This is a genomic window from Chromobacterium piscinae, from assembly GCF_021129175.1.
GTDB lineage: Bacteria > Pseudomonadota > Gammaproteobacteria > Burkholderiales > Chromobacteriaceae > Chromobacterium > Chromobacterium piscinae.
The window spans coordinates 93,780-115,984 of record NZ_JAJOHV010000025.1 but is presented as its reverse complement, the minus strand read 5'-3'; the positions used below and the strand labels follow the sequence as shown (position 1 = coordinate 115,984).

Sequence of the window (22,205 nt, the reverse complement as noted above, 5' to 3'; positions counted from 1 at the left end):
CTATTACCCCCAGTTTAATTTTAAAATTTCTAACGCTCAATTCTGCTATTGGTCCGGGCATCTTCTTGCAGTTGTTCGATGGCATACTTTAGTTTTGTACTTTCGCCTGCCTGGTAGCTCGGCCATGGAGAAAACGGCCAGGACCGCATGGCACTGCCGAATACGATCTCAGGACAGCGGTAATAGGCTGTGTGCTTATCAATTCTGACCAAGACGAATCCATCGCAGGGCACGTCGGTCACCCCCATCGCTTTCACCGCGGCCACGCCGGCATGCTGCGGGTCCCGAAAGAACCACCAGTGATCGAAGACGGTTCCCGTGATATATAAACCGGCCATAGTGACCCATATGAGTAAGCCAAACCTGACACCACCTGAATACTGTTCTGCCTTCATTGTTCTGATTGTGGAGAAGATCTTGTAGCCGAACAGCGCCAAGGTAAGTACGCCAAAAGCGAAAAATAGCGGCACGCTCCAGTTGGTTGAAGTCAGGCTGATTCCCCGCTTCGGATCGTCGAACAAACCGAAGCCGAACAGAACGGCATAGGCAGCAATGAGTGACGAAAACAGATGAACCAACCCCAGAAGCCGGACTTTCGTGCTGGACTGGATAGCGCGTAGGACCGTGATCATATGGGCGTACATTGCAAAAAGGACAAGAAATAAGAAAGGCATTCGATGGTTCCCGTTATGGCCTCCTAGTCGTGGTGACCGCGTTCAGATGCATGTTCTGCTGACTCGACCTTCACCGCAAGTTTTAGATTGCTGGAGTTCCAGCGTTCCAGTTCCTGCGTGCAACACGAACACACACCTAGTCCCAGAACGTAATCTACGACAAGCCAATAACAGGGGCTGCCAGCATTCTCATCTTCGCATGCGTGGTAATCATCGCAACCACAACCGATACAAGTGGCGATAGACATTTGCTCTCTCTTTTTTTCACCAGTGAAAAATTTGCCTACACCCCGAGCATTGCTGGGTGCAGTTCGAATCCTGGATAGATCCGAAAGCGCTCTGCAGCACCCCGTATGTACTGGAGCATCCATTCGACTACTATCCACCTCCTGCTAAGCTGTTCCGCGGCCATCCCCGTTTTAACTGTGCCACCAAACGGATCTACGATCAGATCCCCAGGTTCCGAGAGAAAACGGATCAGAAATTCGGGAATTGACAGTGGTTGAGCTGCACCGTGCACCGGCAGATCCAACCGTTCCGCATGCTCGCGATATAGCGCGCTGTCCCGGCATTGGTGGCCACGAGTCAGGACGTTTTTCGGGATTTTTCCTGCTGTTGCGTTTCCAAAAGAGCCTCTGCGGATTCGGTAAGCACCATCGCAGAATTCATCTTCTCGTTGTTCACCGCCTTGGGCGATCAATTGCAACTGCCGCGCGGTGTGCTTCTCTAGCACTCTCCGGTTATCGGAGCGGATGCGCAACGGATCGTTTGTAAACCAGTAGATAGGTTCCCAAGAAACATTCAGTTGCATCCGCTGAATACTTGCCCATTGAACTGGACCTGGAGGTTTGCTCGGGTTGTGCCAGATCAATTCATCCATTTTGACTAGGCCAAGCCGATCGCAAAGAGCCAAGACAAGACGTTCTCGATACAGCGACCGGGCGGGAGTGCCCTTGATGAATATGTCGTTGCTCACATTTAGACAGACCGATCCGCCAGGTGCTAACTGTTTGACGATGGGCTCTAAAGCTCGGCAGACAAAATCAACGTATTCCGCTTCAGATGGGTTGCCATAAGCACGAGGTTGCTGCAAAGGATAGGGAGGAGAGGTCACACAAAGCGTGATCGGCTCGTTCAAGCCAGTGAAGACATCAAAGCAGGATCCCCAAATGGCAACGCCAAGGTTGGTCGAAAACGCAACCAACTTCACTCCGTCCGCGGCACGATGAAGTTTCTTACCGGCCGATTCGGAGAGCTTCCAGATGCCACGTTGGCCGTCGACGCGCTCGATGATCCCCAGATGCTTGAGTGTTTGCTGATGCCATCTGATCTTCCGTTTTAGAAGGGAGTGCTTTGCTTGATCGCGGCCAATTGCGACCTTGGTTTCTAGCGCCGCCGGCGAAAGTCCCGCTTCTGAAACGACGCACTGGTATAGTGACTCGTTGTCGAGTTGTGCATCGGGTATATCCGAATACGCTTTGGCGACGAGGGAAAATAGATCAACCTGGTTCATCACAAACCCCGTCCAGTATTTGAAGTTGTCGAGTGATCACAGAATGCTCCAGGCAATGTTCATTGTGCATATAGTATATGGCATATTGTGTTGAATATTCAACATGTGCGATAAAAAGTTAAGTCACAGTCAAATGCGCCCTCATGACTACCTCAGGTGCACAGTTAATACGTGACCTTTTGCATGGCGCTATCTCTTAGTGTGACAACCCAACGGCAGCAACTCGCCTGAGTTGAATGTAGATGCCAATCTAATTCGGCTTGGTCGGCCTTACCGAGACGGAATGTTGAGTCGATTCGGCCTGCAGCCAATCCGGAGGTGTTGCACGATGGAACCGTACGGTTAGCCAGTAGAGGCGGGCCCGGGCGCGTACTGCCTGGCGCTGATACCGCCAACCGTTGCTGGCTTTTCTGCGATCAAGCTCCGCATTATTGGCCCATTTGAGTATGGTGGCGGTCGTCACGCCCGCTTCGTGCGCTGCATCACTCAAGCGGAGCCAATCATCGGAAAGCCGCTCACGCATGGGAGTGTGCAAGGCCTTACGCAGGCGTTCCATCATCGGATCGGTGATGTAGAGCCGTGTTTCGTCCCACGGAGCCTTGGACACTTTGATGGTGCCATCCGCTATGCGAGCCTCTATCCACTGTAAAGTCGTTCCAAGGAGATTTGCAGCGACGTCGAGCTCATAACCCTCACTCGATTCACGCCGCTTGATCACTGCCTGGACGGTCACCAGAGGAATGCCCTCTGCTTTGCGCCAATTCACGCCCTCGAGCAACACTCGCAGTTCCGGTATCGTCACCCCAACCTTCCGTGCGGCTTGAGCTTCGGTAAAGCCAATTTTTTCACGCAATAGGCCACACTGGTTTTTCGAAACGTACACTACGCCACGTGCCGCGCCGGCAGTACCCACCTTAGAGGTCAGTTGTTCCGACTCGATGTATTTCCGCAATTCGGAGAGCGTGAACAGGTATTTCTTGGAGGCGGTTTCGAGGGATATCCATGACTTCGCATTTTCACCGGATGGGCACCCGCGTGCAGACCAGCGGGTGGCATTGGTCCTGGTAACGTGCTGTATGTTACCTACGGTTGAGACGTCCAGCGCCCCATTGGCAACTGCTTGGACAACATAGTCAATACTACGCCCTGTCATGCTGGCCACCTCTTCGAGAGTAAGGCCTGGGTTCCATACCCGGGTCAAGTGCCGTTTGGCACCGTGGGCAAGCGGCGGATATCGCTCGGCATAGTCATCAAAAGTTTCCGGTGCACCCTGCTCTCCCCAAATATCTTGGCATGTTGCACAAGTCGTTGGATGTTTGCGTTGCTGCCAGAGCTTGAATGTCGTCAGCAAGTTGTCGATCAACGGTTTCCCGTGCCATGGCATCGCGCGTCCGGCGCGGCGATCCTCCAGCAGTTGGGTCGCCATGTCAGGTGCAATGTACCAGGTGCCGAATTGGGTCGATGGGCCCTTTACGCCGTATGGGATACATCTGACAGCCGTTGGCACTAGCCCCATCCGGGCGAATTCAGACAACTTGTCGCTGCGGATAGCAAGCGCCTCACGTAGCGAACTCAACCGCACGTAACCCTCAGGCGGAAATGACCGTTTTACTTTCCAGGCCTCCCACTCTGCATAGGGAATCACCAGAAGCCTGCCAACACGTCTTAACTTCAACTGCTTATTGACAATCGCCTGTTGAACGACAGCCAGCGAGCCGATTTCACGCCCAGCAGCTGCAGTCGTTAGCCCACCCAAAACATCCTTGCTCTGCATGCCGATCCGATTGATCCACAATTGGACGGCATGTCGATTACGCTCTGCATTGGGGTCACCGGTGATGGTGCGCAACCGGTTGGTGAGTGTCTGGGCGATCGCTACGCAGCCGAGCTGGCCGACCAAGTTGGCCAGCAGGGCGAGCTCCGGCCCTTGCCATTCGTAAGTACCCTGCGATGACAATTTCCGCGGAGTGGGCCATTCTTCGTCAGTGGGTGGACGCCCATGCCAAAGGGCAAACAGCTCAGCGAACCGTTTCCTTTTCGACAGCCGTCTGCAAGCACCAGTACGGCGCACCCGCTCAATTTCTTCGACGGGTTGCCCGAGGATGGCCGCCATCTCATAGGCGAGAGCTCGCCAACCGTTCTCAAGGACGAACTGCATCCAGCCCTGGGCTATACCGGATGGAAGCGTTTCACGCAACATCCCGTGCCTCCAGTTCATCCTGGAGGGCGGAAGCGCCCGACAGCATTTGCTGAACAGAGAGGCCCGCTACTGCACCGAGCAGATTGACGACGGGATCCGTCAGGGACAGCAAGCGTTCGGTTGGGATTTCCCGCATAGCACGGTTCCACTGGCGGAATGTTGTTGGGAGCGTGCGTTTGACAGCTTTTGCTTTGGGAGCCACACGCTTTAAGGCCTCCGCCATTGGCATTTTGACCTTTTCCACCCCACGCCGGCTGAAGCAAAAGAATTCTCCAGGCGCGAGTGCGTTCAGATCATTGAACTCGATTTTGGATGCACGAAATTGCGGTGCCAACGCTGCCCAGGCTGTGGGATCCTCTTGGCATCCAATCAGCGTCAGATTCTTGTTGCTGAAGATCGAGCGGTGCAGAGTACCGGTGTAGCGTAGCGCGGTGATGAATAGATCAAGTGCACGTTTTCGGCCACGTCCGGCAAACTCGTTGATGATGTCCGCGGCTTCCCCAATATCGTCCTTCCGCTTTTTAGTGGCACTGAACAGCTGGCCTTCATCGATCACCACGAAGATTGGCTTGCGGTACTCCTCGGCTACGTCGAGGATGGCACGCCCGTAAGGGATGAACTCGGTCGCATCCTGAGCACACACGACAACGATGGCCTGCTCACGGTGCACCAGGCGCTGGCGAAGATCCTCTGCGTCGTCGACTGCTTCACCATACATCGACTCCAACTCGCTTTCCGGATCGATCAGCACACTGACCCAGCCCTGCTCAGCCAATTGTTCTGCCATGATCAGGCCAGCATTGGTTTTCCCGTTGCCGCGCGGTCCAACAGCTACGGCCAGCAGCCCCGTAGTGGCGTACTCCGACAGATCGATCGGAGCGCCACCCAAACTAAGCGTGGCCCCGAACATTTCATCGCGATGGATCACGGCTCTCTTCATCACACATCCTCCTCAGCCTGCAGGACGATATCCTTCAGGCCCAACACCTGTTTGGGGTTAAGAGAAAACACCACGGCAAAGTCATTGATGACTTGTTCGTTGATGGCATCGAGCACACCATTGCGCTTGGCCTGGCTAAGTAGCTTGCGCAGGCTCGCCCAGTCGTTGCTGCCGGCGGAAATAGTGCCGGCGCCATTGCCGATCTCGGCGTGAAGCTGATCCATGGTATAGGGCATGGCATCCGGGCCAAGATCGCAGGCTAACCTCTCATTGAGGAGGCCCAACAGCTGCTGCACCGGCATGTAACCATGTACCTTGCTAATCAGCGATTTCTCGGCAGGGGTGAAGTTTCTTGCAGACTTCAACTGCGGAACCGCGTGCCCCCCTTGCTGTGACGCAGCAAGCGAAGGTATCCCCAGGCGGCGCGCCTCCGGCCGTGATTTGCACGAAAAGCAGAGCTCAAGCGTCAGGTCATCGTCCTCACTGGCATCGAGATGGCAACCACATAAGCGACATTTCTCCGCGGCCGTCTGCGCGCGCTCATTTTTTACATTATCAATGCAATCAGTCATTTGATTTCCTTCCACACATTACTGCACTTTATTACGCAACAGATGACTGCTTATTTTCAGCAGTGAAAATCAATCACAACTACTGCTGCTGTCATCACCACCTGAGTCACATACCGACCAAGAGTCTGGCGCAGGTTCGAAGTCCGGTGAGCATTGGAGTTCCACCGCACTGGGGCGGGATTCCTCGTCGCGTGACAAAGCATTGATGACGAGCGCCGTACTCAACAGGTCGGTGTTGACGGGTGGACTGTCATTGTTCGGCGAGGGCGGGCACACCCTGTGCGCTTGGTTGCCACCATGAACCGATTGGAAGCCGGAAGGTAGTGCATTAGCGGGTGAAGGCGTGCTGTTCGACGCAGCTGCCGGCGGCACTTGTGACTGTTCGGCCGGCTTGAAGGCGTCAGTGGCAATCCTGGCTTTGACCGTGTAAAACCCCAGCGTGCGGGCCATGTTGGTTAGACGGCTTACGCGCTGGCGCAACATGTGGCCGAATGCGACCAAACCACCACCGACCAGGAGCAGAAGCGTTGCACTAATGGATACGTTGGTCAGACTGTTGTCGCGCTCTACCTGCTCATGGCTGGCGGCTTGCACGTGCTCCTTCGCCGCGGCGCTCACCGGCTTCCCGAATGCGCGTCGCTCCATCGCGTAAAGATGACCATTGTCTGCCCAGGCTACCGATGCGCTCGGTAAGCTTTTAAGCGGGGCAAGGTCGACTTGCAAGGCTTTGGCCTTGTTTTCCAGGTAGTCGACTTGGGCCTGCAGGTAGGCCTGCTGGATTGGGGAAGCAAGCGGAACTAGCACTTTCTTGGCCGTGGCCCAGTCACCATCGGCGAGTGCGCTCTCAATGCGTTCCTGGGGCGTTGAACTCGGAGAGATGCTACTTGGAACCGTGATGGAGACAAGGATGAATGCAGATCCCGCTAGAAATCCGGCGGTGACCCCAAGTCGACCAAGAACCTTCAATAACCCATCTTCGGAAAATAGCATTGCAAGCCCACTCACCATAAGCATTGGAAAAACCCCGAAAACCAAGAAGGCCTTGCTGTTAAAAACGCCTGCAAGCTTAACGATCGATGGCTCAAACGGTAGCGATCCGATTCCAGCATCTTCCATAGTATGTGTAGTCTCACCGGTCTCGGCGGGCAGCTTGCTCAATGCCTGCATGATCGGCTCTGGGATGTGGACAGTCTTGAAACTGGCCAGCACATCCGTATTGCCGGACTTTGAAATAACCAGCCAGGCAATCGCACCACCGATAAGACCCATAGCCAGAGAGCCATACCCCGCATAGCTGCTGAAGTAGCTGCGTTGAGCCAGTCGCTTGATTTCTTCGTTCAGCTCGTAGATTTTTTCACTTTCGTTCATGCGTTCACCTATGCGCTTTTGTTGGTCAGTTTGTGCTGCAGGTCAGTTCGCATTGCTAGAATCTTATTCTCGGCGTCCTTGCGGTTCTTGATGCCCTCCTGCTGGATCCGGATCACATCCTCAACCGTGCTGATGAGGGTGGATTGAACCTGTTCCAACGTCGAAATATCGATTACCAGACGCTGGTTGGAACGGGCCGTCTCCACCGAATTCTTACGGAGCAGAGTGGCGTTGCTACGGAGGAATTCGTTAGTGGCGTCGTCAATGCTCTCGGCCAGCTGCACGGCGTTCTGCTGCTCATTCAAACTCAGCGCCAACATGAACTGCCGTTTCCAGGAGGGTACGGTCAGCTCGCGGATGGTATGAAATTTCTCGACCAACATATTGTTGTTGGCCTGAATCATCCGGATCATCGGTAGCGACTGAAGTGCGGAATGCTGTAAGGCCTGCAGATCGCCAATGCGCTTATCCAGATTGGCCAGCGTAGTTTCCATGTCCTGGATTTCTTGCAATTTCGCTGGGGTGATCTCGCCCGCCTGCAGTTCATTGCTGCGTGCTCGCTGACTCTCCAGGTGAACCTTTCCGGCGACGATATGCAGCCCCAACAAGCGATGCTCCTCTTTCACAGATACAAACATCTGTTCCAGCCCGACGACGCGCTCGGCCAGCCCTTTCTGGGAGTCCTCAACCTCATGCAGCAAGGTATCGATTTGATCTTTGGTCGTGCGAAACTGACTGACAAATTTTTCCTTCGTGATTTTCATCCGATCAATGAATCGACCGATGACCGGGATCCGCGAGCGGCGATCGGACAGCGCATTGAGGTTGAGAGACTTCGCCGCGACAACGACCTGGTTAAGCTTGGATCCGGCCCCCTCCAGATCGTCGCTCTGCACTTGGTCTAGCAGACTATCGGCGTAGCGCGCGGTGTGTTCGGCAACGTCGCGGCCAAACTCGGAGACGGCGAGGGGGTTGGCCATATCAAGTTGGCGGGCCAGGGTTTGCACTTCAGGCAGATCGGTCTCGGCCAAGCCGGCCTGTTGAAGCAACTGGATGGTCAGAGCGCCGTTGCCGTGCATGAACATCACTTCGGTCTGTTGCGGTTGCATGCTATTTCTCCAGGTTTTTCAGATTGGTTAGGCTGGCCATCAGTGCTTCGTGAGCCTTGTTGGCGGCCGCAATGATTTCGGGACTGCTCTTGGTGCTGCTGATCAACGCAAGGGTATGCTGTCGCCAGACTGGTACCAGGACGCGAGTGACCTCATGGAAACGATCCAGAAGATCCACCGATTGGGAGCGGGTCAGTTTCAACTGAGTCACACTCATCTCATGGGATGCGAGAAGTGCAGCTATGTTGGCCAACTTCCGGCCGAACCGGTCGCGGACATTTTCAAAGGTGAGCTCCCCTGCCGTCGGCTGCCCTGCGCTCGGGTTCTGTTGGAGATACAGTCGCCCGGCGGCAATCGCGCATCGCAGTTGGATTACCCCCTCCTCATGAGTGCGTAGCATGCCTTCGATTTTGGCTTGCACCGTCTCAACCTGTTTCGCCATGACATCGGCCTCTTCCAATAGACTCTCAAGTTCTTTGCGTGCGTATTGGTAACGCAAGCTACTCTCGACGGACTTCCCGGTGAGGCGTTCCAGCCAGTTCGGCTTACGAGAAATATTACGAGGATCGGCATCCGAGAGCTTGGCGACAATCTCTGCCATTTTAGTGGCCAGCATGGTGACGGGAGACTGCTCAAGCAAGTTCGATAGCTCATCCAGGGACGCGCCGGCCGACTCTTCGGATGCGCCAAACTGAGAGAAAAAACCAGGGAGGTTCAGGTCAATTGTTGCAAGAAGGTTTCCGATCCGGCCGATCTCATGGTCTGTAAAGTCGCCAATGGCAAGTTGTGCCAGGGCTGGTTGTAAGGCGGTCATATGCAAGCCCCTATGAATCACATATTGATATTTTAATTTCGCAATGTTGAATAGTCAACACCTAATCGTCATGGAGCTCGGCCAGAGCATCAATGCACTGGCCAAGATGCGAAAACGAGTATGCCTCTTTAATCTCGTTTAGCTTCTGTCGCGTCTCCGGTTTGATCCAGAGGGGGGGGAGCTGTACAAAACCGGCATCCAGCATGTCTTGACGACGCTTCTGTTGGGACTTGGAGAATTGCGCCCGGCGGCGCTCGGCTTGGGGATCCACGCTAGGCATGCTTTAGTCCTTTTTCATGTTGAACAGGAAGATGATACGCCGCGAATGTTGAATATTCAACAAGGATTGTTTTCACTGGTGAAAACTGGCTTACGCGTCAGCGACGCATGCGGGAGAGGAGACCAGGCGGGTGATGCAGCGATCATCCACCTGGCGTGGTAGACCGGTTACAGAGTCCCGGTGAAGGAGGGGCGAAGCTGAAAGCGATCCGCACAAAGGCGTGTGAACGCGTCTTTTTCGGAAGCCTTGATACGTTTGTACCAACCGCGGGCCTTGTCGAATTTGAAGCCCAGATCCTTCAATTCCGGATTGCGACTAGCAGGGATCTTCTTGCCAACTATCCCAAAATAAATGGATTCAATGTCGTTCTCTGCCAGTGCGATAACCCGGACACTACCGGCCGGTGCGATCTTCAGGATCCACGTCTCTTCCTTGGCCTTCGTCGTTTCGGCGACCTCAAGGATCCAAAGCTTTTCCGTGCTGGAAAAGCGATACCCATGCTCCTTGAGCTGGTCACGGATAGCAAACGCGTTGTCAACTTTGATGAGGAAACCGCTCTTGGGCTGCTGAGTTTCGTAGCGGGGCGCACCCACCTTCTTGGCCATCGCAGCCAGATCACGAGAGTCGATTTGGTCGGTTGTTTCGGCCAAATTGATCACGCTCATCTTGTGGGCAACCTCCAGGAGGTGCTTATACGTGGTGTAAAACTGCTTGTCATGCGCTGTTTTGCCGTAAAAACAACAATCTATATGGTGCGATAGCTCGTGGATCGTGGTCTTGATCAGATGAGCGGTCTTGCGGCTCAGGTTGAAGATGCGGATCTCCCGCGTGAGCAGGTTGTAGTCACCATGCCTGCTGTTGCTTTCAATCGCGTGGATGCTAACACGGAAGGTTCTGATTTCCGCCAATTTCTCAGGATAAGCGGTTTCAGCGATGCTCCGAAGCGTCTTATAGACCTCATGGTTATTTAGGGTTTGCATATTGAACTCCTGTCTAGTTGTTCGATTTCGGTCTTCCAAGAACCGACGTATCCATCGGCACAAAATCCTTGCTTGTTCTCCCCTGGCTCGCCTGGATTGGTTTCCGCCAATCGCGTCGGGCCAGCATTTCCTTGCCTGACTCGAATGCATTCGATCCATCGGCCTTCACATATTCCAGGCGAGCCTTGAAGAACCGTTGATTGCGATCGAGCAGTAAACCTGGAATGGCCGGGTGTTCTAGCTGCTGCCCCGCGTCGTAGACCTCCGCCGGCAGCCCACCCCTCTCCTCAATCTGATCAGGCGTCGGCTCGGTGATACACCGAGCCGACGCGGCTGCCCGCCCATGCGCATCCAGCGCAGGGGCGGGCCCTGGTTGTGCTGGCGTGGGATGAACACGGGAGGTGGGCGGCGGTGCAGCGCCGCCCGGGTCCGCATCGAGCGGCCCCGGGCGGGCCCCCGCGGGCGGGGGCGTGGGTTTTTTGGGTTGGGTTAGGATAGTCCCAGCGGAAGCTGGGGCTTCGCCGGCCGCAGCCTGCGGTAACGCAGGCTGCGGCCCCGCCGCCGGCGGGGCCATCGAGGCCCCGGCGGCGGTGCCCACGAACCGGCTAACCGTTGATGCCGTTCTTTGTTTGGCCGCATCGTCAACTTGGCTGCGCAGCGCACTATGCACGGCTTTTGACTCGTCGACGGCCGGCGCTCCGCCTCGCTTGCTCGCATCGCCTGCCGATACGCTACTTACCACCTTGCTGCTCTTCTCGGTGTAGGACTCACACTCTTCGAGCATCTCCATTAGGAACTCGTAGTAGTAAGTTCTGACCGTACCGATTGCCAATTTCAAGCCGGCTTGCTCGAGTAAGGTTGCAATCTGCCTAAAAGAGAAGCCCCGCTTACGCATCAAATGCAATTTCGGCATCAATGCACGAAATATATCCCTTTGCGAATATTCATCCGGCAGGAGTGCCAGCGCGGCTATTTCAAGGCTGCTCTCAATTGCCTGCTTATCTACCAACCCAAGCCTTTTCAAAGCCTTTTTCATTTCCCCGACATCTGACATGCCTCTTCTCCTGACGTTACAACATCACATCTACTTGCTAGTTCGTACTAAATACACATCAAGAAGCTCCCCAGGATGCTTACGCCGTCGCTGTCGAAAAGTCCGGCAGGGTTACTGTGCGCGTGTTAAACGCGCACAGACTGGTTCACATGATGTTCACTCCTAACAAAATACCATCTGCTTCGCAATTTCTCAAATCAATGTACAACATACTTACAGCAAACATGCTACGATTTCACTAGCACTTTCAAACCAAAATCCGGGACAGGATGCCAGTTGTCCGGACAAAACAAGTTTTGTCCAGCCACCGGGTGGTTTGCTAGGTCGCTTCGCGCCCGTCGCAAGCCCACCCTACTGGTGGATACTCAGGGCTCCGCCCCGAGACCCCGGCATGATGCCGAACAACAGAATGGAAGTCGGTGCACCGGCAGGGAAAAGAACAGAGGCGGCGGGTGTCCGCCGCTCTAATGGCCAATGTTGGCCATTGAACAGAACAGGGTGATATGGCTCGCGGATTCAAGAAGAAGGCGGAGGGTACGACCGCCACCACGAAGAAAGAAATTCGGCTGACGAAAGCCGATCTGGCCGAGATTATGGACAGGGCAGGTAAGGCACAGCTTACCTTCTCAGAATACATGAGACGTTGCGCATTGGGACGCAGGACCGATATGCGCTATGACGTCGACGCCATCAACGCACTCCGGCATGTCGCAGATCTTCTCCGCCTCTTTCACCAAGATCCTCGGGTACATTTGCCTGAGGAAGACGTGCGCGCGGCCTTGATCGAAGTGGTGCAGGCTATCAAGAGGGTTTGACCGATGATCGTCAAGGAAGCCCCCAACCGGCATGACGGCAAGTCCGATTTTGGTGACCTGGCGCGCTACCTCACTGTCCAAATGGACGATGATGTCCGCGAGTTGCCTGGCTTTGGCCAGCTCACCTCGTACGTGACCAATGATAGCGACATCACTGGCGAGGAAAAGTGCGTAGCAGTAAGCCTCAATAAACTGAACAGTATCGAAACGGCAGCCAAGGAGTTCTACTCGGTCGCGGCCAAAAACACTCGTGTTGATAACCCGGTCAAACACTTCATTCTCAGTTGGCCGGAGCACGAGCGGCCATCCTACGAGGATATCTTCGACGCCGGCCGCAAAGTCTTACAAGCGATTCACCTGGATGAGCACCAGTATCTGATGGCGATTCATGCCAATACAGACAACCTTCATTGCCACATCGAGGTGAGCGTCGTCCATCCGGAAACTTATCGCTCGCAGCACCTGCCGTGGCTGCATAAGAACATGCACAAGGCGGCCCGCCATATCGAGATCGAAAAAGGCTGGACACACGACAATGGGCTTTTTGTCGTGCGAGAACTTCCCGACGGCCGCAAATTTGTGGTGCCAAATGAAGGCTACCGTGAAAAATCTGGGCTTGAGCATGACCCTTATGTCGAGAAGCTGGCTCAACTTGAGGCGTGGGCCGATCAGGAAGGGCTACTCAACTACTGCCAGCGCATCGTCGCTTACCAGGTTTCGAAAGCCGTAGAACACGCTACTGATTGGGCTCCGGTTCACGAGAAGTTGGCCGCACACGGGATGCGGTTGAATAAGACCGGCGGTGGCGGCTGGCAGATTGAAGCGATCAGCCAAGAGGGCGAGCTCCTGCAGGTTCCACTTAGCAAGGCAATGCGCAAGTTAAAGCCAGCACAACTGGAAGATAAGCTGGGTCCTTTCCAGCCAAATACCGCCCCCTTGAAGCCGAAAGCTCCTACTGAGGTGGATTCTTCCGAGAGGCCCGCACGTCCTCAGCGCGAACTTAAGCGAGACCCGGCCAAGCGTGAGATGCGTCGCCTTGAGCGAGCGCAGCAGCGTACCGAGTTGATCGATCGATACCAGGCGGAGACTTCCATTCTAAGGGCACAGCACGACATCACCGACGGGGCCATGTCGGCCGTGACGGCGTGGAAGAACAAAGAAATTCAACAGAAGAAGCAGAGCTATGCCAAGCGCCGAGAAGCGCTGCGCAGCAACCGCCTGTTGAGCGAGCAGGAGCGCAAGCTGCGGTACAGCCTGTTGACCATTGAACGGTTGGAGGAGAAGCTGCGCATCGACGCCGAGGCCAACCGTCGACGTGAGCAGATCCGCCTCGGGCGGCCGCACCTGTTGACGTGGCGCGAATGGGTCGAGCGCGAAGCGCGGGCCGGCGACCAGGCCGCCATCAGCGCCTTGCGCGGGATGGTTTATGAAGAAGGCCGGAAAAAACGCCGGCAGCTGCGCGAAGGCGCGGATGAGCTGGAAGCAGGGGAGGGCGTCGAGGATCCTGAAAAGGTGCTGGCGGCCCTGCTGGCGCATGAGCGGGAGGAAAATGCCATCCGGCCGGTGCAGACCAACCTGATAAAGCCGTACCAGGCGGATGTGCTGCTCAGGAACCTCAGCGGCGTCCGCTGGAAAGTCACTAACAACGGCAACGTTCAGTACCAGAACAAAAATGGAGGTCTCCTTTTTGTCGATCGCGGCAACCGGCTCACGTTCGATCGGAAAGTGGTAACAGATGAAGAACTGCGTTTAGCGTTACTCCATTCAAGAGAAAAGTGGGGAAACCGTATCGTGCTCACTGGGGCGGATGCGGTGTTTTTGCAACGCATGGTCAAGGCAGCCACAGAACTTGGCATGGAAGTTGGCAATCCTGAGCTTCAGAGCCTGCAGGCGGTCTACCAGAAGCAGCGTCAGATACCCAAGCGGTTGGTACGGGCGAGCGCACCTTCCGAAAGGAACCGCGTTATCACCAAGAAGCCGACCAAGGCCAAAGCGGTAGATCTTCGTGTACAAATCACTCAGCAAATCCAGGAGACCCTTGCCGGTGCGGCGGTTGCGCCGGCGGCCACCGATGGTGTTTACCAGGGCGAGATTACCCATCACAACGCAGAGTGGATTGCGCAGCGCATTGGCAAGGCCACTTTCGTGCTGCATGCACGGACCAACCTAAAGGGAGAACTTCCGACCGGTTCGGTCGAGATGCGCTATCAGGATGGGAAAGCCGTCACAGCACCATGGCAACCAGCGCAGCAAAGTACCGGCAAGAAATCTGGCAAAGGACGCGGCAAGTAAGCGTTTTCACTGGTGAAAATAGTTTCATAACATTTTGATGTTGCATTGTGCAATCTATATTGCTATCCTGGTCGTGTCCTTAGGCAAGACGGAAACCACTTGCATGGAAACCAATACGTCGCCAAGAACGCGCGGGAGAAGCCATGAAGAAACCAAAGAGTAAGACCAAGCAGCCGTGGGAGATCGAAGACTGGGAACGACACGTTAAGCCGCTTCCCGTGGGTAAGGAAGATATCGAAGAGGCACGTTCTTATCTGGAACAGTTCAACGAAGCTGTGTTGGACGGCGATGTGACTGCATCGCATACAGCTATCAAGGCCTACGACGACCTGGTAATTCGCTTGAATGGCGGGACGCACTTCGGCTCCTACAGCAGCGATCAGCGACCTGGTCCCATCCTACGCAAAGCCTTGGTAGCCAAAGATGGAGAGTATCCGATCTGGGGTCAACCAGGGGTGATGTTTGTACACGTGCTAGGAATGCCAGCGATCGTATCCTACGCTGGCAACTCCACCTCACTTACTGGGCATTTTGAATTCCGCGCCGCGGCTGTCGGGCAAATGTTCATCTCGGAAACCGGCTACCTCTCGCATTTCATCCAGCGCGATCCTGCAAAGTGCTTCCCCGGCAAGACCGTCAAGCAGGCCGTGGAGGCGATGTTGCACGATATTCAGCTCGGCGAGCGTAAGAGGCACCATAAGATCAGCCTGGAGGAAATGAAGTTCAACCACTACTATCAGCAGGACTGGGTGCTACGCGGCTTAGCAGAAATGCGTGATGGATATCCGCGCGCGGGTCAACATGTTCGGCTTAAGACAAATGGTCGGCAACAAGTCGGCCTTGTGGTGGACCTGCCGCATTGCAATGTTCCTCCTGGAAACATCATGGTGGCCCTGCTGACTGGAAAATCGACAGCCCGCAGTGTGCCAGCAATCAGCATTGGAGTAGTGCCAGTCTCTCATGTGATGGTCATGCCAAATGAGGAATTGATCAAGGAGGCTGACCTGGGGTGCTACTTGACGCCGGCGATGGTCGACGCTTTCTTGGCCACACAGGCGATTTTCAGCAGTGAAAATGAACAAATTGTTGGGCAGTAACCAACAATAGTTGGAGGACTTCAAATGCAACATATATTTAATATTTATTAGTCACGTGGGTGCTTACCTTGCGATGCAACCCCCGGGTGAACACCTGACCCATAGATGCGACCTATGAACCAAGGATTGGCTCCCATTGTGACACGCCGGTGGGAATTCCTGCCGATCCGTATGGTTCAACCAAGGTTCGCATATGAGACGAAAAGAGCGGCAGTCCATTCCGGACGACAACCAAATCTCGTTCGATTTTGTATTCAGTCAAACCATCGATACCATTACTCGTCTCAACGATGGGCTGGGTATCGATGACGATCAACCGGTAATCACACAAGGAGTGCAACATGCTGACGGGTCAAACACAACCGCTGGAGATGGCGAAAAAGGTGCTGCTTCCGGAAACTCTGCAGGCGGCGAGCAAAGCCCCCTACAACCAGTTCGGCTGGGCGATTCTGGATCGCTGGGCCTACAACTCGCCGGAGGCGCTGACGGCGTTGGAAACGCAAGGGGAAGTCGTCCTGCTGGGCCGGTTGCTGGAGCAGCAACAGCTGGAGCAGCAGGTGCTGACCACGCAGGAGGCGCTGGAAGCACAAGCAACGGGCGTGCAGAGGCACGAGATCCTGCAGCAGTACCTGATGGAAACCGAACTGCGGTAATCCCCGCCGCTACCAACTACATCATCACCGCGGCCGACCACCTTGGCCAAGGCGGTGCTAAGAGCAAGTACCGCGACAATATCGCGGCCATCAAGCTGATCAAGCAGCTGCAGGCAGAGAACCGCCCAGCTTTGCAGGACGAACAGGCCATTCTGGTGCGTTACGTCGGCTGGGGCGGCCTGCCCCAGGTCTTCGACCACCGCAACAGCGATTGGGCGGGCGAGTTCAAGGAACTCGCCGCCTTGCTGACTACTGAAGAATACGAAGCCGCCCGACGCTCCACCCAAGACGCGCATTACACCTCCGACACGATCATCAAGGGTATCTACGACGGATTGGAACGAATCGGCTTTACCGGTGGCAAGGTGCTGGAACCTGCCGCCGGCATCTGCCATTTTATCGGTCTGCAGCCCGACTCGCTGCGCTCGAAGAACAAGGTCACCGCCATAGAACTCGAACCGCTCACCGCGGCGATCTCGAAAGCGCTCTATCCGAAAGCCACGGTGATCAACCGCGGCTTCCAGGACGTCACTATCCCCAGCGACTACTTCGACGCGGCGATCGGTAACCCGCCGTTCGGCAGCCAATCGGTCTACGATGCCAATCACAAGGACTTGAGCGAACTCTCAATCCATAACTATTTCATCGCCAAGTCGCTTGATAAGGTTCGTCCTGGTGGAGTGGTTGCCGTAGTCGTCAGCAATTTCTTCCTGGACGCGAAAAACCCGATCGCGCGTGAGCGCGTCGCGCAGCAAGCCAACCTGCTGGGCGCGATCCGGTTGCCGAACACCGCATTCAAACAGAACGCGTTGACCGAGGTTACGACCGACATCGTGTTCCTGCAGAAGCGCATCGCAGGACAACAGGTCGATTTGTCCTGGGTCAATACCGGGATCGTGCGCGATCCCGCCAGCCAAGGGGAGATCGAGCTCAATCAGTATTTCATCGGCCATCCAGACATGATGCTGGGCGAGATGGCGCTCGCCGGTACGATGTATCGCGGAGGTCAGGCCGCGCTTATTGCTCCGCCAGAACAGGATCTATCGGACGAGCTTGCCAAGGCGGTCGCCAAGCTGCCGCAGGGCGTTTATGTCGCTCTCGAGTCCGCTCCGTGCATCGACATAGCGCGCCGGGATGAAGCCGTCGAGGTGCCCGACAACACCAAGATCGGTGCTTATTTCGTCACCGCCGGCGGCAAGATTGCCCGTCGCCTTCCAGACATCCTGGACGAGCGCAATTACGAATACGCCGAACTGCGTAACGAGAAAGCCGGCGAACGCATCAAGGGCATGATCGAGGTGCGCTCAGCGCTGCGCCAACTGATGCTGGCCGAGCAGTCCGAGCGGACCGCCGACGCCGAATTGAACCAGTTACGCAGCCAGCTTAATCGAGTCTATGACCGGTTCGTGAAGAAGCACGGCTATATCAGCGCCCAGGTCAATAAGCAGGCTTTTGCAGAGGATCCGGAATACCCTTTACTCCATGCGCTTGAGCGCGATTACGACCGTGGAATCTCTAAGGAGATCGCCAGGAAGACCGGCGTCGAACCGCGTGACTCAAGCGCACAGAAAGCTGCCATCTTCACGCAACGGGTGATGAACCCGCATCGCCAAATCACAAGGGTCGAATCAGCCAAAGACGCCCTCGTTGTTAGCATGAACGAGGTTGGACGGGTTGAGATGGAGCGAATGGTCCGCATGTCCGGCCGGCCGGAGGACGAGCTCGTGCGCGAGCTCGATGGGCTGATCTTTCGTAATCCTAAGGGCACTTGGGAGACCGGAGCCCAGTACCTGTCCGGCAACGTCAAGAAGAAGCTCGCCGAGGCGATCGAGGCAAGCGCCGGCGACGCCAGCTACGAGACCAACGTCCACGCCTTGCGTCGCGTCCAGCCCGCTGCAATCGAACCAGTCGATATCAGTATCCAACTCGGTTCGACGTGGGTCCCAGAACGCTACGTGACAAGCTTTGTCCAGCATCTGCTGGGGGGCGTGCGGACGAACATCTCTTATCAGCCCTCACTCGGCAAATGGGTAGCCAAAATCGGGCCTTCACCCGACAAGACGACGATGCGTGTGACATGGGGAACCGAAGATGTTGCCGCCACCGAGCTGATCGAGAACATCCTGGCTGGACGTGCCACCCGGGTGAAGGAACAGGTCGGCCGCGACGACAACGGCCCGATCATGCGCGTTAACGAGGCCAAGACGGCAGCGGCCAACCAGAAGGCCGACGAAATCAAGCAGGCCTTCCTCGACTGGGTATGGGAAGACAAAGAACGGCGCGAAACGCTGGCGCGCACCTACAACGATCTGTTCAACACCAATGTGCCGCCACGCTACGACGGATCCCACTTGACTCTGCCTGGGTCGTCGGCCGCGATCACCCTTCGGCCGCACCAGAAGGATGCGATCTGGCGTGGCGTGCAGGAAGGCACTGCGCTCTTCGACCACGTCGTCGGTGCCGGCAAAACCATCGTCTGCGTCGGGGCGGTGATGGAGTCGCGACGGATGGGGTTGTTGAAAAAGCCGATGGTCGTTGTGCCAAACCATCTGTTGCTGCAGTGGAAAGATGCTTTCTACGAGCTCTACCCGACCGCTAATATCTTGGTAGCCGAGAAAGGCGACTTTAAGAAGGAAAGTCGGGAGCGGCTGTTTGCAAAGATCGCGACCGGCAGCTGGGACGCCGTGATCGTCGCGCACAGCTCATTCAAGAAAATCGGCATGCCCGACGAGACCCTATCCGAGATCCTGCACGAGCAGATCAACGATTTGACCGATTCTATCATTCGCCTCCGTAGCGAAGGCGGTGACAGAATCACGGTCAAGGAAATGGAGAAGTCACGCGACCGCATGAAGGCCAAACTTGAAAAAGCGGCCGAGACCGGGAAGAAAGACCTGGCGGTGACCTTTGCGGACCTGGGCGTAGACGGGCTATTCGTCGACGAGGCGCATGAGTTCAAGAACCTGTTCATCAACACGACTATGAACCGGGTCTCTGGCCTCGGCAATCTCGCAGGTTCCGACAAGGCCTTCGACCTGTTTGTGAAAGCCCGGTATATCCAGTCCAAGTACGACGGCCGCGGCGTTTTCTTCGCCACCGGCACGCCGATCTCGAACACGATAGCTGAGCTCTATACCGTGCAGCGCTACTTGCAGTACGACGAGCTGAAGCGTCGCGGAATCGTCCATTTCGACGCCTGGGCCAGCACCTTCGGTCAGGTTGTAACTGGCTGGGAACTGGACGCCACCGGCGTCAACTACAAGCTGAACAGTCGGTTTGCCAAGTTCCAGAATGTGCCGGAGCTCATCAGCCTGTACCGCTCGTTCGCGGACGTTATCACCAAGTCGGATTTGGACCGCCAGGCGGCTGAGCAAGGCCGACGTTTCCCTGTGCCTAAGATAAAAGGAGGCAAGCCGATCAACGTGATAGTTGAGCGCTCCCCCTTGCAGGCCGAATACATGGGGATTCAGAGCAAGGCGCTAGACGACCATGGCAACCCGCTGATGCGTGCGGATGGCTCATTCTTCACCAATTGGAACCGTGGCAGCATCATCCAGCGGATGGAGAATTTGCCTAAAGACCCGAGGCTCGACAATCCACTGAAAATCACGAATGACGCGCGTAAAGCCGGTCTGGACTTCCGCTTAATCGAGCCATCAGCACCAGACTTCGAAGGCAGCAAGGTTAACGAAGCAGTCAAACGTATTTACGACATTTGGGATAGTTGGCGCGAGCGCAAGGGAACACAACTCGTGTTTTGCGACCTGAGCACGCCGAAGAACCTCAAGTCGATCGATGCTACCCAGACGGCATCCGTAGACGATGGCGGACCCGAAGCACCGGACGAAAATGATGTATCCATTTCGATGGACGAACTGCTTGCCGGGACGGTGAACTTCAGCGTCTACGACGACTTACGCAACAAGCTCATTGCCCTTGGCGTTCCACCAGAAGAAATACGCTTCATCCACGAGGCCAATACCGACGCGAAAAAACAAAAGCTGTTCGACCAGATAAACCGTGGTGACGTGCGAATAATATTGGGCTCAACCACCAAGATGGGAGCTGGCACCAATGTGCAACGCCGCTTGGTGGCGGAGCATCACCTCGATGCTCCGTGGCGACCGAGTGACCTGGAGCAACGGGAAGGACGCATTTTGCGCCAGGGCAACATGTTCTACGACGAGGACCCGGACGGCTTCGAAGTCGAGATCTACCGCTATGCGACTAAACAGACATATGACTCTCGCATGTGGCAAACCATCGAATACAAAGCTGCCGGCATTGAACAGTTTCGCCGCGGTGACAGCCTGCAACGTGTGATTGAGGATATCGCCAGCGAGGCGGCCAATGCTGCCGAAATGAAAGCGGCGGCGACGGGAAATCCGTTAATTTTCATGCAAGTGCAGATCAATGCCGATTTGAAGAAGGTGGAGGCACTCTACTCCAACTACAAGCGTAACCGGCACAGTCTGGAGGATCGGGTAGGCTGGCTGCAGCGTGCCGACACCCGCGCGGATACCTCGATCAGCAACGCCAGGATGGAGATAGCCATCCGGGAGCGCAATTCCGCTAAGGAAAAGGAGGATGAGATATTTCTGGTGGATGGGAGAGCCTACAAAAAGGACGCACATGATGTGTTACTTGGTGCGTTGCGCGGCTGCATGCTGCAGGCGATCAAACAGCAGAGCACCGCAGTTTTTGACAAGCCGGAGATGATCCCTGTTGGAAAATATCGAGGCTTTGATGTCGCGGTGTACTGCGAGCGCGGGCTGGTGCGTTTCACTATGAATGGCCATCACTTGCACACTCCCGAGAACCTCACCTACAAGGCCGATGACGAGTTCAAGATTTCCGGCTTTTTCAGCCGGATGGATAACTTCCTGGGGCGCCTGGACTTGCGAATTGACGACGCCGAGCGGCAGCGAGAGCAAGACCAACTGGAGCTGGACAAGGCCAAGAAGGAACTACAAAAACCTTTCGCCCAGCTGGCCAAGCTCGAAATGCTGAGGAAGGATGCTGCAGATGTCATGACAGAGCTCAAGAAAATGCAAGCGGATCCGGCCTACGTGTCTGAGTGGAAGCCAGTCAGCCATGCTGATGACACCTTACACCAGGGAGCACTGGCATTGAGCGTAGAGCACACTACGCAGCAAACTGTGATCTCGCCGGAAACGTCCACTGAGCAGGCTCACAATCAAGAAGACATCCCTGCCGATCAACCGTTCCCACAGAGAGATCCGGGCAAGCATGACCTTTTCGGGCAGGAAAAACGGGAGGCCCCTTCGATTACGGTGGATGCCCGTAAACGTGGCGAACAGGCTGTTCATGATTACTTTGCTGCCAGTCACGACCCAGGTCGTGCAGGTGAAATCCTTGGCGGCCGTCAGCACGATAGGCTGTTCGAAATGGGAGATGGAGAAGCGGTACACCAGGTATTGTTGGAGAGGATCCAGTTGGACCCCCTCTTTGCAAAGGTTGTGACAAATTTCCCCTGCGATCGCTATGCGACCATGCGTATGCTTACTAGAGCTCATGAATCGATGGATCGATTCAAAGAAGCGATGGATATTGGTAACGAAATGGAGTTACAACCTCAGTTACCAGATCGGCACTCAGGTCTCTACGTGGGGCGGATTGTTGGTATGACTGACCACTTTGTGGTACAGCAGACCAGTGCAGAGAATTGCGTTATTCATCCTCGGAAGGCTTTCATTGATGTTGAAACTATGAGTCCACAAAGAACAATCCAGATAAAGTACCAACATGGTATTGCGCTAGTGAGAACGGAAAAGCTGGGTGGAGGAATCGCACGGTAGGCACATTACGGATGCTCTACGAAAG

16 protein-coding genes are annotated in these 22,205 nt (G+C 55.5%); 5 read left to right on the top strand and 11 right to left on the bottom strand.

The window, feature by feature from the left end; genetic code table 11:
* Positions 1-29: 29 nt before the first annotated feature.
* From LQR33_RS09295 to LQR33_RS09245, 11 genes are all read right to left on the bottom strand, one after another.
* On the bottom strand, positions 30-674 hold the full coding sequence (locus LQR33_RS09295; protein WP_231468636.1) for a hypothetical protein: 645 nt from the start codon (positions 672-674) through the stop codon (positions 30-32).
* Between the two features lie 283 nt (positions 675-957).
* Positions 958-2,187, bottom strand: coding sequence for a site-specific DNA-methyltransferase (locus tag LQR33_RS09290; protein WP_231468634.1), 1,230 nt, complete (start codon positions 2,185-2,187; stop codon positions 958-960).
* Positions 2,188-2,437: 250 nt separating this feature from the next.
* Entirely contained in the window at positions 2,438-4,387 is a 1,950-nt protein-coding gene (locus LQR33_RS09285) for a hypothetical protein (protein WP_231468632.1), read from the bottom strand.
* Entirely contained in the window at positions 4,377-5,327 is a 951-nt protein-coding gene (locus LQR33_RS09280; protein WP_231468630.1) for a hypothetical protein, read from the bottom strand. Before LQR33_RS09280 ends, LQR33_RS09285 begins: the two co-directional genes overlap by 11 nt.
* Positions 5,327-5,899 (bottom strand): hypothetical protein, encoded by a 573-nt coding sequence (locus tag LQR33_RS09275; RefSeq protein WP_231468628.1) that lies wholly within the window; start codon positions 5,897-5,899, stop codon positions 5,327-5,329. Before LQR33_RS09275 ends, LQR33_RS09280 begins: the two co-directional genes overlap by 1 nt.
* Before the next feature lie 69 nt (positions 5,900-5,968).
* Positions 5,969-7,267: a hypothetical protein gene (locus tag LQR33_RS09270; RefSeq protein ID WP_231468626.1), complete on the bottom strand. Its 1,299-nt coding sequence runs from the start codon at positions 7,265-7,267 to the stop codon at positions 5,969-5,971.
* An 8-nt stretch (positions 7,268-7,275) separates the two neighbouring features.
* Complete coding sequence (locus tag LQR33_RS09265) at positions 7,276-8,376, bottom strand: toxic anion resistance protein (RefSeq protein WP_269326233.1); 1,101 nt, start codon at positions 8,374-8,376, stop codon at positions 7,276-7,278.
* A 1-nt stretch (position 8,377) separates the two neighbouring features.
* Positions 8,378-9,190 (bottom strand): protein KlaA, encoded by an 813-nt coding sequence (locus LQR33_RS09260; protein WP_231468624.1) that lies wholly within the window; start codon positions 9,188-9,190, stop codon positions 8,378-8,380.
* 61 nt (positions 9,191-9,251) lie between these two features.
* Positions 9,252-9,470 (bottom strand): hypothetical protein, encoded by a 219-nt coding sequence (locus LQR33_RS09255; RefSeq protein ID WP_231468622.1) that lies wholly within the window; start codon positions 9,468-9,470, stop codon positions 9,252-9,254.
* A gap of 167 nt (positions 9,471-9,637) precedes the next feature.
* Positions 9,638-10,450, bottom strand: a complete 813-nt coding sequence (locus LQR33_RS09250) for a hypothetical protein (protein WP_231468620.1) — start codon at positions 10,448-10,450, stop codon at positions 9,638-9,640.
* Positions 10,451-10,463: 13 nt separating this feature from the next.
* Entirely contained in the window at positions 10,464-11,504 is a 1,041-nt protein-coding gene (locus LQR33_RS09245) for a hypothetical protein (protein WP_231468618.1), read from the bottom strand.
* 503 nt (positions 11,505-12,007) lie between these two features.
* Between LQR33_RS09245 and LQR33_RS09240 the strand changes: the two genes are divergently transcribed.
* The 5 genes from LQR33_RS09240 to LQR33_RS09220 all read left to right on the top strand — a co-directional run bounded on the left by LQR33_RS09240 (position 12,008) and on the right by LQR33_RS09220 (position 22,180).
* Positions 12,008-12,319 (top strand): plasmid mobilization protein, encoded by a 312-nt coding sequence (locus LQR33_RS09240; protein ID WP_231468616.1) that lies wholly within the window; start codon positions 12,008-12,010, stop codon positions 12,317-12,319.
* Positions 12,320-12,322: 3 nt separating this feature from the next.
* Positions 12,323-14,611: a TraI/MobA(P) family conjugative relaxase gene (gene traI, locus LQR33_RS09235; RefSeq protein WP_231468614.1), complete on the top strand. Its 2,289-nt coding sequence runs from the start codon at positions 12,323-12,325 to the stop codon at positions 14,609-14,611.
* 143 nt (positions 14,612-14,754) lie between these two features.
* On the top strand, positions 14,755-15,708 hold the full coding sequence (locus LQR33_RS09230) for a hypothetical protein (RefSeq protein ID WP_231468612.1): 954 nt from the start codon (positions 14,755-14,757) through the stop codon (positions 15,706-15,708).
* A gap of 341 nt (positions 15,709-16,049) precedes the next feature.
* Positions 16,050-16,361 (top strand): hypothetical protein, encoded by a 312-nt coding sequence (locus LQR33_RS09225; RefSeq protein ID WP_231468611.1) that lies wholly within the window; start codon positions 16,050-16,052, stop codon positions 16,359-16,361.
* 131 nt (positions 16,362-16,492) lie between these two features.
* Positions 16,493-22,180, top strand: coding sequence for a KfrB domain-containing protein (locus LQR33_RS09220; protein ID WP_231468609.1), 5,688 nt, complete (start codon positions 16,493-16,495; stop codon positions 22,178-22,180).
* The last annotated feature ends 25 nt before the right edge of the window (positions 22,181-22,205 follow it).